This window comes from Roseovarius sp. MBR-6 (assembly GCF_040547525.1).
In the GTDB taxonomy this organism is placed as follows: Bacteria; Pseudomonadota; Alphaproteobacteria; order Rhodobacterales; family Rhodobacteraceae; genus Roseovarius.
Genome location: NZ_JBEPPW010000024.1, coordinates 17,097 through 27,921 on the forward strand (window position 1 = coordinate 17,097; position 10,825 = coordinate 27,921).

Genomic DNA, 10,825 nt, shown 5'->3' on the forward strand with positions numbered 1-10,825 from the left:
TGCGGCATGGCTAGGATTGAAAACCATCGGTTCAGTATCGACGAAGCATTTCGTGAATGCTTCTACATCGTCCCCGATTACCAGCGGGAATATGTCTGGACCGACAAAGAGGTCTACCAGCTTCTGGAAGACATAAACGAGCAGATTGACGCAGGCGGCACGCGAGAATATTTCATTGGCACTGTCTTGGTGGCACCAGCAGGGCAGAAGAACCATTTTGAGGTCATCGACGGCCAGCAGCGTCTGACGACTTTCTTTCTTTTACTTTGCGCTCTGCATCATTTGTTCAAGGGGGAGCCTCAACGCGCGACAATCGGTGGTCTGATTTCAACAAGCTACACCGACGCCGCGGGTGAATCGCGCACAAGCTTGAAGTTGGAGCCGCGTTACGAAAACGCAGGTGAAGTGATGGCAAAACTGGTGGAACTTGACGCAGATCCCCTGGCTGTGCGCGCGGGCATTCAGGCGTCAGGAATCGCAAGCTTTGGCTCTCTCGAAAACCTGGTTGGCGCTTACGGAACGATTTATCGCTATTTGAAAGACAATTACTCCGATCTGGTTCAACTGAAAAGGTATTGGGGATATCTAGCCAATAACGTTGTGTTCATTCAAATTTCGACCGACGTTAGCAGCGCACTCAAGATTTTCGAGACCATCAACGAGCGCGGTGTAGGCCTCAATCCCATGGACCTACTTAAAAATCTGCTTTTTACACAGGTTCAGCAGACAGAGTTTACACATCTTAAGGACGAGTGGAAGAAAATTACTAAGCCACTGGAAAAGGAGAAGGAAAAGCCTCTACGATTCCTGCGTTACTTTTTGATGGCAAATTATTCCATCAAGAACGATCGCGGTGATGCGGTCGTCCGGGAGGACGAGATCTATGACTGGTTTACAAGCAAGAACAACGCAACTCTCTGCAACTATGCTGAAAAGCCCTTCGAGTTCGTTCGAAAGGTAACCAGAAATGTCGAGCATTACCTAGCTTTTGGAAATGGGCTGGGAAATGACCATAAGCCCAGCATTGCAATGGACAGCCTCAAGCGGCTGACAGGCGGCGCATTCAGTCTTCATTATGTCATGCTGCTTGCGGCTGCCAATCTTCCAAAATCTCTGTTTGACCACTTCGTAGCGCAGCTTGAGAGTTTCCTTTTCTACTACATTTTCACCAAGACACCGACAAAGGATCTTGAGCGTAATTTCTCTGTATGGGCAGACGAACTTCGCGAGATTTCAGGCGAGAAAGATCCCAGCTCACAAAAGCTTAAACTTGATAAGTTCGTCACAGAGCACTTTGAAAAAAGCATGGCTGCAAAGTCCCCCGAACTTGCAGATGCTCTCAAACGCTTGACGCTGCACTCTATGCAGCAGTACCGAACCCGTTACTTGCTTGCTCGGCTATCCCAACATGTGGAGATGGCTTTCAGCGGCTCAAATTCACGTGGCAGCCTGGAGCCCTTTTCCAAGCTGGAAATTGAGCACATTTTACCTGCCACACCGACAGCAGCGCTTCGAGACAACTGGGCAAAAGAAAACCCTTCCGCTGACTATGATGACTTCAAGAGCCGTTTGGGAAATCTTACCCTGCTCGAAAAGCCAATCAATATAGTCGCGGGCAATGACTACTATGCGGGCAAGCTGGAAGAATACCGGAAGAGCGGTATCTATTTGACGCGTAGTATAGCAGGACTGACTCAGGTCGGCCAGAACACATCAATTTCGAGGATCAACGACAAACTGGAAGCGTTCACAATTTGGAATGCAGCGTCGATTGAAAAGAGGCATTCGTTTTTGATCTCTCTGGTCAAGGATGTGTGGAGGACAACCCCGATATCATCCTGAACACTTACCGTCGCGTTCACCATCATAAGAATCCCCATGCCCCCGTCCGATGGTTCCTCCCCGGCGCGATCCGTATACGGGGGGGCTGAGCGCGGCATTTAGCTAGCGACTGGCTTCTTCACCGGGGAATCCAGGCGGAATCCACTTGGCGCACGATCGGGAGAAAAGCGACTCGTTATCAATGACTTACTTAATCACGATCTTGGCGTGCTGGATTCTTTTGCGGAAGCCAGGGAATCCACTTTGCGGAAGCCACCTTGGCCGGAATCCAGCCAGCGGAAGGCACCCTTTTCGATCCCTTATGGATTGGCCAGGGCCACGTCTGATCACGGCCGTCAGCCACGGTTCTAATCCGCCGGGACAGCGTACGCCCCGGCTTCGAACACCAGTTCGGGCAAGACCACCTCCCATGCGTCGCGGCGGAGCAGGTGGTGATAGTCCTCGTCCCCATCCTCGCGCCGCCAGTGCAGGATGGCCGCGATCTCGCCGCGCAGGAAGGTGGTGCCTTCGGGTGGGGCGAAGGCGCGGGAGAGGCGGGCAAGGGTCTGGCCTTGGGCGTTCTCGATCCGCCAGCGGTCGCCGTCGCGGATCAGATGGACGGGGTCACCAGGGCGCGCGGCGGCGATGGCCGCCAGCGACGGATCACCAGGCCGCAGACGTCCGGCAAAGGACAGGTCCACCAGCTTCGGGTCGGGCGGCACATAGCGCAGGCGCGCGCGCGGCAGGGCGTCGGCGTCGGGGGTGACGCGGCGGGACAGGATAGCGTCACCCGTGCGGACAAATGTGTGGGGGCCGTCAGTCAAGATCGTCAAAGTGGACCGCGCCCGCGTCATCGCGACGTAGAACAGGCGGCGGGGGGCATCCGTATCCTCGCCGCGTGAGGGGCGATCCCAGCCGCCGTTCAGGATCGCGACATGATCGAATTCCAGCCCCTTGGCGCGATGGGCAGTCATCAGCAGCAGCCCGCGCTGTTCGCCCCGCACATCCCGCGCCCATTCGCCGAACCATTGGACGACATCAGGCACCGGGGCGGCCTTCTCGACGAGCTCGCGTGCAAGAGTACCAATCCCTTCACCGATCAGGTCGGTCCAACGGGATTGCGGCTGCGCGTTCAGGATGGCGACCAGATCGGGGATGGTCAGAAGTCGCGTCCGATCTGCCAGCAGGGCGCGGATGAAGCCCTGCATCTCACGCAGGCGCCAAAGGCTTGGCAGAGTTTCGTTGGCCATGTCGATGGGGATGCCCAGCGTCTCGGCATAGGCGCGAACGGGTTCCAGCCGCCGCCAATCACGGGCAATCACGGCGCATCGGCGCCAGGACCAATCCGGGTCCAGCCTGGACAGGCGCACCAGTTCGTCCAGCGCAGCCACCGCCTGCGCGGCATCGCCCCCCGCATCCAGCAGATTGATCCGCCCTTGCGCCACGGGGTCCAGCGCTGCCCAATCGCCGCCCGGCATCGCCTTGGCGCGGGCGCGGTTCACGGTGATGTCATGGCCTGCCTTCATTCGCTCGGCGGCGGGCGCGATCACGGCGTTTGCCGCCGCAATGATATGGGCGGTGGAGCGGTAGTTCTCGGTCAGCCAGACAGGTTTGGCGGCATAATCCGCCTCGAACCGTCGGATGAAGTCGATGCTCGCCCCAGCGAAGGCGTAGATGTTCTGGTCATCGTCGCCCACGGCAAAGAGGCTGATGCGCAGGTCATCCTCGAGCGACCGCCCCGCCACGGCGCCGATCAGGGCGTATTCCTCGGGGCCAATGTCTTGGTATTCGTCTACCAAAAGCCAGCGATAGCCCTGGATCAGCGTCTCGCGCAGCGCCTCGGCCTCTGCCTTGGTCAAACCATCGCCACGCAACAAAGCAACAGCCTGCATGACGATGCCGTCGAAGTCGCGCGGGCCCTCGTGATCGCCCGCAAAGCTCGCCCCCATCAGCCGCATCGCCAGCGCGTGGCAAGTGGAGACCGTCACCCCCGCCGCGTCATCCCCGATCAGGCGGCGCAGGCGTTCGCGGATCTCGGCTGCGGCATGGCGGTTGTAAGTCAGCACCAGAATGCCGCGCGGGTCCTCGCGTTTCACGCGGATAAGGTAAGCAATTCGATGAACCAGCACCCGCGTCTTGCCCGACCCCGGCCCCGCCAGCACCAGCACGTTGGTCTGTTCTCGGTCATCACGCACAATCTCGGCCTGAACAGGGTTATCCAGCGCATCGACAATTGTCCGCCATGAGGTGCCGGTGGTCTGTCGCCGGATTTCCGTGCCCCGCCCTGGCAGCCAGCGGCGCAGGAAAGCGTCGCGGTCCAGCACGAAGTAATCCTCGGAAAGGCGCTGGGCCTGGTCCATCGCCTCCAGCCCCTTCTCGGCATAGGCGGCCATCACATGGGTCTGGATCGTCGTCTCGCCGTAATGCTCTTCGAGGGGTGCGAAGTGCTGCACGGTGAAAGGGCCACCCTTGGGGTTCAGATGCACCGTGATGGCCGGGCGGAACACAGTCAGGCCCCGACCCAAGGTGGCGACCTGCTGTTCGTGCAGCCACAAAAGCGCGCGGTCCATCAGGCGGGTCATGTCCTTGACCTCGGCCCGCAAAAGGGCATCGCCGTTCAGCGCATCGAGCATCGCGCCTAGGGTGGTTTCCACCTGAATATCCTTGCCGCGTGTGCCCTTGGCGACCTTGCCGGTCAAGTGCGACAGCAGCGCCTGCGCCCCCTGCCGCCGCAGATCGGCGGTTCGGGCAACCACAGGCCAAGACCGCTCCAGCCGCACGAAGATCGTGTTGCGGCTGAGTTTTCGCAAAGTCAGGTTGCCGCGCCCGCCATCCTGATCGCGCCCATCCTGGGCCATGCCGCGCAGGATGGCTTCCACCAGATCGGGCCGCACTTGGACATGTCCCTTGTCGCGCAAGGCCTGACAGGTTTCGGTGAGGTTCAAGGGGTGCGCCTCGGCGACTTCAGCATCCGGCACCGCCTCCTGCATCAAGGCAATCAGATCCGCTTCCATCCGTACCGCGTGATCCAGACGGCGGGTTGAGGTATCCTCGACACCCAGATGAACATAGACCGTGATGCCCGTGTCGTTGCTGGCGATCCCCAGAACCTCAAGATCGGCAAAGGCCCGATGCAACTCGCGCCCCGATAATCCACAAGCGCCAGTCAGATCGTCGGTCGAAACCCCGGCATCGATAGGCGCATTCATCACATGGCGCACAAGGTCCATCAGTTGGGTGCGCCTAACCCCCGTGATCTGCGCCCGTTCCAGGATGGCCGCCGCCTCATCAACCGACCGGATGCGCAGGGAGGACGGGAACACCTGCACCCGGTTTTCCTCGCGGCTAAGCAGCGTCGCTTCTTCCAGCCAGGCCACAGCGGTTTTCACGCGAGTGTCGTCGGTGATCTTGTCGCGCTCGAACTCCTGATCCTTCTCCTCGCGCACGATCTCGCCCGGTGTGGCGACCACCTCGCCAGATTTGTGCTTTTCCATCCGGCGCAGCGCCTTCAGGATCGCGCCAATCTCATGCTTTGCCAGTCGAGACCGCGCCGACAGCGAGAATTGCCGCTCTACATCTTCAGGGCTGAACAGAAGCACACAATTGGCGGGCGCGCGATCGCGGCCCGCACGGCCCGCCTCTTGCAGGTAATTCTCCAACGACCCCGGAATGTCGCCATGCACAACCAGCCGGATATCGGGCTTGTCGATCCCCATGCCAAAAGCGTTGGTCGCGGCAATCACCCGCAACTGGCCGGTGCGAAACGCCTCTTGCACATCGCGCTTGCGGTCGGGCGGCAGGCCAGCGTGGAAGAAATCCGCAGCTAGCCCCTGCCCCTTCAGGAACTCCGCCACCTTCTCCGTGGCGCCGCGTGTTGCACAATAGATCACAGCCCCCGATGCACCCTCGGGCGGCAGGTTTGCTTCGATTGCCGAGAGGATATCGGTGAGCTTGGTCGCCTTCTGCGTGGGCAGCACGGCAAAGGACAGGTTGGTGCGAACCGCCCCTCCATCCAGCAACATCAGATCAACCCCCAGGCGCGTCTGGAAATGGTCACGGATGTCGCGCACCACCTCGGGCTTGGCCGTCGCGGTCAGGCACAGGACGGGCGCTGGGCTGTCGCCCGAGAATTCCTTGATGAAGCGGCTGACATAACGGTAATCGGGCCTGAAATCGTGGCCCCATTTGCTGACACAATGCGCCTCGTCCAGCACCCAAAGACCGACCTCGCGCTGTTGCAAGACCGTGCGGATCGACGGTGAGCGCAGCTGTTCGGGCGAGATCAGCAGCATCGCGGCATCGCCCATCCGCACCTTTTCCAGCGCGTCATGGCGTTCCGGCAGCGACAGCATGCCGTTCACCGTGACCGCCGCCGATATCCCCGCTCGCGCCAGCCCCTGCACCTGATCGGCCATTAGCGCGACCAGCGGCGAGATCACCACAGTCAGAGCGCCGGTCTTGTCGAACCGCGACAGCGCCGGGATCTGGTAACAGACCGATTTCCCGGTGCCCGTGGGCAGGATGCCCAGCACGGATTTGCCCGCCATTGCCTCGGCCACGATGCGTTCCTGCAAGGGGCGGCCCATGTCATCAACGGGCTGCGGGCGAAAGGTCGGAAAGCCGAACCAGCGTTCGAGTGCTGCGTTCGGGTTGTTCTTCTCGGCGCACCAGCCACATGCCGGATCATCGCAATTGGTGTCGCGCAGGTGCCGCACGATCCGCCCTGCCTGCGGAAACTGCAGCCGCACCCAAGGCGGCATGACCGAATCCCCGCCCGCCACCGAAATCCACGACAGCGCATAGGCCATCGGCCAGCCGTTGCGCGGGTCGGACAGGCGGCCAAGTGTCTGGTCCAGTCGATGATTGCAGGCGCGGCCGTCCAGCAGGCGGCGGACGGCGGTGTGGGCGGCGGCTTCATTGGGGGCGGGGCCACGCAGGAATTGGAACAGCGCGTCAAACCCACCTGCAGCTTCGCCCCGCGTCGTCAGATGGTGATAGGCCATCAGGGCATCCGGCGCCTCCTGCCCCAGCCGGTTGAAGGCCGCTATCTGATCCGCCAGAACCTGCAGCGCCAGCCGGGCATCCTGTTCGGGGTCATTCACATGCCCGACCTGGAGCCGCCCGTCCTGATAATGCTTGACAAGATGGTGGTAAGGATTGCGTGGAAAGGCCAAGGGGTTCAGCCATAGCGTGTCAATCGGCGCCGACCCCAACCCCGCGAGCCGCGCCCGGTTGGCCATCAGATGCGGCAGATCGTGCCGCAGGATGTTGTGGCCCACCAGATGCGCCGCCCCGTCGCAAAGCGCCTCCAGCCGATCCAGCGCGGGGTCTAGTGCAGCCCCTTTGTGAACCAATGCCGCCTCACCCCGCACCGCCGCAAAGGCAAAAAGCCGCGCGGATTTCGGATCGACCTCAAGATCAACTGAGACGCAAGCGGCGAGGAAAGGGGCGGGGTCAAAGGTCAAAAGTCAGGCATCCGAATTCCATGTGCCAACAAAGGCTTCCAAGCCATTGATAACCTTGTCACCAGGATTCGATAGCCTGAGATTTCAGCCGCGAGTTGCTTTTCGGCATTGGCAGGCGCGTCCTGCCGCCCTGCCGAAATGTGACCGCTCCAAGATGCAGACTGACATCTTGGAGTGGGCTTGGAGCCATTTCCAACAGTCTTCGCCTGAGGCTGGAGGCTTAACACTAAGCCGGTCGGGCAATCCGATACACCCGCCCCCGCTCATCTTCCTTGACCGAGGTCACGACCAGCCGCAGCTTCTTGCCCAACGCGCCCGACATCACGCCCCTCGCAGTATGAGCCTGCCAGCCAGTCGCTGCTATGATCACCTCCATCGTGGCCCCCTCGGGGCGCTGCAGCAGCGCAATCAGCATGGCCTGCTTTGTTCCCGCACGCGGGCTCGGCTGTTTCGGCGCGGGCAGTCGGGCGGCATGTGTGCGGATCGCAGCCATGGTCTTCACCACCACCGGCTCGATCCCGATGGCCAGCAGGCCTGTGTCGGTGACCACAAGCGTGGTGCCATGCCCGTCACCGGTCTCGCGCCAGAGCGGGTCGCCCTTGCGGATGTCAGCAGCGACTTCCGCGAGCCAGCCGCGCGTGATCATCATGCTGACGACCTTTTTCGCGGCGGCGCCATGCAGGCCCCTGGGTAGCGGCATCGCGATGTTGCCGGGGCGCTGGGCTCCAGCGCTGAGGATCAGGGATTGGGTGTCGGTGAGTTTGGGCATCTGTCCCTCCGGTCGTTGAGGGCCAGCCCGGTGCCAGCCCTGCTACCGGGTGAAGCCCGCCATGGAGGCGGGCCGCACGCAGTGCCGGGCTGAAGATGTCATTCGGCGCATTCGCCCTCGCGGAAGGCGCTGTCGGTAATCCGGCGCAGGAGGCCCGCGTAATGGGTCAGCGTGCCAACATGCCCCCAGTTGATCTCCTCGGGGCTGGCCTCGAAATGCTCCTCGCTGTGGATCCTGAGGCGCTCGAGCATGGTGTCGATCTCGGCCCTGGCGGCAAGAAAGGCTCTCAGGGCCTTGTCGTTCTGTTTGGGGGCGCGGCGGGTGGTCATGGCGGGGTCTCCGGGGGTGAGTTGCATCGTGTTCGTGGATCCAGACTCGCTCTGTCGCAGAGTATAATCAACTGAATACCAAGCCATATCATTGCTTTATCCGGGACGGACTGCGCCATGGAAGGACCGTCAGATCGCGTATTCCGCCCATTCCGGTCTCTCGCGCGGGGCCATCCAGAAGGCGCGCAGGGCCGGGCGACTGGTGGTCTACCTCCGATGCACGCCGGGCCGGGGTGACCGATCCGAATCAGCAGCGACAAGGCACGGGTGGCGACAGTGGCTTCTCCGGCCCGGCCGACAGCTCGTCCTATCTCAAGGCCCGCACCGCGCTGACGGTCTACCAGGCGCAGGAACGCCAGCTGGCGATCCAGAAGCGGAAGGGCATCCTGGTCGACCGGGGCCCGCGCCGAGACGCTGGTGTTTCGACTGGCGCGGCAGGGAGCGCGACGCCTGAGTCACCTGGCCCGGCAGGGCGGCGGCGCTGATGGCGGCCGAGGTGGCCTTGGGAATGGAACAGCATTCGGGCACGCCGGTGATCATCGAGGTCGCGATCCTGCAGAGGGTGCTGGAAACCCACATTCAAGGCCGAGACATATCGCCATCTGCGGCTGGAGGAACTGAGCGATGAAGCGCGCGCCAACAGCATGGTTGACCCGCCGGGCAACGTCCATCTGCTGGACTGGGTCGACAGCGAATGGATCAAGCAGCTGGTGGCCGAGCAGCTGGACACGATCCGCACCAAGCGCGGCCACGCGCGCCAGGAATTGCAGAAGATGCGCGAACGCAGCGAGGCGCTCGACACCCGCGTCTATGCCCGCGCCGCCGACTGGAACCTCGGGGCGGATCGCTTTGACGAGCGGATGTGGCAGAGCCTCGAGAAACAGGCCGGGGTGGAGACCACCGCTGTCGCCGCATCCAGCCTGAGACACCGCCCCAGTCGCAGGCCGGACGGGTGGGCATGCAGCGGCGACGCGGCTGGCGCGTCAGCACGCCCAGATACATGGAATGATCAGAAGCCCGATGATCGGCGGGCTCCTCAGCGGGATCGCCGCGGGTCCGGGGATGCGGGCGGCGACGCGCTACGGTGCCATCGTTGCCGACGTGCTCCTTTTCCTGCTTTCGCTTCGGCGCTCCGGCGAGCGAGCGGGACGCCTTACCGAACGCCTTAAAAACCATGGAGAGAACCAATGATGTTTAACTTCGGAAGCTGGAGGCGGCGGCTCGCCGTCCTGGTGATCGTGACGAAATCGCTGACAGGCTGCGTGACGGTCGGTTCTGAGGTAGGCGACATCGGAACCGGCCAAGAAATTATCGAAGCTGCCGGACGGATCGACTGTCATCGAGATGATGGGCGATTATGCTGGGATCCGAGACCAGGTGCGCGACTGCAGATAGACTCAGCGCATCTTGGTCTTCAGAGCAGTCTCCAGGGTATCAACCACCCCGAATGCTTGATAATTAAATCGTCAACTTCAAGCTGTCTGCCGTTTGAGGGAAGCCATGCCGCAAGATGTTCAACCGTCGCGGCCAATTGGTCGGTCTTGCGCAGTGAACACTCCCAAACCTTTGGAACCTGCCATCCAGCTTATATCAATTGGTCCCGTATGGCGGCGTCGCGGATCACATTCACGTCGAACTTCGCCTGCCAAAAACTCTGGACGCGTCGATGGAGTGGTTTTGTAACGACACCCCTCGTGGCGATGCCAGAAGTAGCCATGCACGAAGAAGATTGCCTGACGTTTTGAAAACACGAGGTCAAGTCGCCCGGGGACACTCTTCGAATGCAGCCGGTGGCCGTCGCCGCGTGCATGCAGTGCCCGATTGCGGATACCAGTTTCGCATTTCGTGCATCAAGGCCCGTGCGTGCTCGCTTCAAGGGCGCCCTTCACAGCGAACCTTGAGAACCATTCCGAGAATGACCGCGGGTGTTCCAGCGCGAGCCGATGAAGGCAGGCGTGCAACTGGGGTGCAGACGAACTGGCCAAGAGACCTTGCCACACCAACCCCGCAACTTTCCGGCGGGACCCCGATTTGGCCTTCAGGATTGCAAGGGCGCCAAGCAGGCGTTGCTCGACCTCAGTAAAGTCGGTGCCGAACGGAAAAACCGGCAGGGTCCCATCATTCACGAGGGTGCCCATCCAGCTCTTTAGGCGCTCGGGCGTGTTCGCTCGATGCTTTTTTGGCACTTGGGCGTCGCTGGGCAGCTTGCCAGCCGCCTTCGCCCGGTTCAGAAGCCCGGGCTGGAACCGACTGTCCGCGATCGAAATCATTGCCATGACGCATTCAGCATCCGAACGGCCGCGCAGATCGGCAATCCCGTATTGCGTGACGATGATGTCGCGATAGTGGCGCGGAATCGTCTCATGCGGGTGGTCCCAGACGATGTTCGATGTAACCTTCCCCTTGCTTTCGCGCGTGGCTTGCAACGTGATAATTGCTCG

Annotated in this window: 7 protein-coding genes and 2 pseudogenes; 4 read left to right on the plus strand and 5 right to left on the minus strand. The window is 61.4% G+C overall.

The window, feature by feature from the left end:
- Positions 1–6: 6 nt before the first annotated feature.
- Positions 7–1,842 carry a DUF262 domain-containing protein gene (locus ABIE57_RS18445; RefSeq protein WP_354540508.1) on the plus strand — a complete coding sequence of 612 codons (1,836 nt, stop codon included), beginning with the start codon at positions 7–9 and terminating at the stop codon, positions 1,840–1,842.
- 347 nt (positions 1,843–2,189) lie between these two features.
- On the opposite strand, the gene ABIE57_RS18450 is transcribed toward ABIE57_RS18445, so the two are convergent.
- The 3 genes from ABIE57_RS18450 to ABIE57_RS18460 form a co-directional block, all read right to left on the minus strand.
- Positions 2,190–7,286 carry a RecQ family ATP-dependent DNA helicase gene (locus ABIE57_RS18450; protein WP_354540509.1) on the minus strand — a complete coding sequence of 1,699 codons (5,097 nt, stop codon included), beginning with the start codon at positions 7,284–7,286 and terminating at the stop codon, positions 2,190–2,192.
- Between the two features lie 226 nt (positions 7,287–7,512).
- Positions 7,513–8,055, minus strand: coding sequence for a DUF3489 domain-containing protein (locus tag ABIE57_RS18455; RefSeq protein WP_354540510.1), 543 nt, complete (start codon positions 8,053–8,055; stop codon positions 7,513–7,515).
- A 98-nt stretch (positions 8,056–8,153) separates the two neighbouring features.
- The gene (locus tag ABIE57_RS18460) at positions 8,154–8,384 is read right to left on the minus strand and encodes a hypothetical protein (protein ID WP_354540511.1); all 231 of its coding nucleotides are present in this window, start codon (positions 8,382–8,384) and stop codon (positions 8,154–8,156) included.
- A 117-nt stretch (positions 8,385–8,501) separates the two neighbouring features.
- Here ABIE57_RS18460 and ABIE57_RS20640 point away from each other — a divergent pair.
- The 3 genes and pseudogenes from ABIE57_RS20640 to ABIE57_RS18475 all read left to right on the plus strand — a co-directional run bounded on the left by ABIE57_RS20640 (position 8,502) and on the right by ABIE57_RS18475 (position 10,129).
- Positions 8,502–9,012 (plus strand): annotated as a pseudogene (locus ABIE57_RS20640) (hypothetical protein).
- Between the two features lie 16 nt (positions 9,013–9,028).
- Positions 9,029–9,553 carry a terminase gpA endonuclease subunit gene (locus tag ABIE57_RS18470; protein ID WP_502950142.1) on the plus strand — a complete coding sequence of 175 codons (525 nt, stop codon included), beginning with the start codon at positions 9,029–9,031 and terminating at the stop codon, positions 9,551–9,553.
- Positions 9,554–9,571: 18 nt separating this feature from the next.
- Entirely contained in the window at positions 9,572–10,129 is a 558-nt protein-coding gene (locus ABIE57_RS18475) for a hypothetical protein (RefSeq protein WP_354540513.1), read from the plus strand.
- A 6-nt stretch (positions 10,130–10,135) separates the two neighbouring features.
- On the opposite strand, the pseudogene ABIE57_RS18480 reads toward ABIE57_RS18475, so the two are convergent.
- Together ABIE57_RS18480 and ABIE57_RS18485 are read right to left on the minus strand one after the other, a co-directional pair.
- Positions 10,136–10,213: pseudogene (locus tag ABIE57_RS18480) on the minus strand (hypothetical protein); the annotation flags it as partial.
- Positions 10,214–10,234: 21 nt separating this feature from the next.
- A partial coding sequence (locus ABIE57_RS18485) for an acetyl-CoA hydrolase/transferase C-terminal domain-containing protein (RefSeq protein ID WP_354540514.1) occupies positions 10,235–10,825 on the minus strand: 591 nt, incomplete at its 5' end.

Excerpts from the sequence above, each read along its gene's own strand:
- ABIE57_RS18445 (WP_354540508.1), top strand. The coding sequence starts at position 7 with ATGGCTAGGATTGAAAACCATCGGTTCAGTATCGACGAAGCATTTCGT.
- ABIE57_RS18455 (WP_354540510.1), bottom strand. The coding sequence starts at position 8,055 with ATGCCCAAACTCACCGACACCCAATCCCTGATCCTCAGCGCTGGAGCC.
- ABIE57_RS18460 (WP_354540511.1), bottom strand. The coding sequence starts at position 8,384 with ATGACCACCCGCCGCGCCCCCAAACAGAACGACAAGGCCCTGAGAGCC.
- ABIE57_RS18470 (WP_502950142.1), top strand. The coding sequence starts at position 9,029 with ATGGTTGACCCGCCGGGCAACGTCCATCTGCTGGACTGGGTCGACAGC.
- ABIE57_RS18475 (WP_354540513.1), top strand. The coding sequence starts at position 9,572 with ATGATGTTTAACTTCGGAAGCTGGAGGCGGCGGCTCGCCGTCCTGGTG.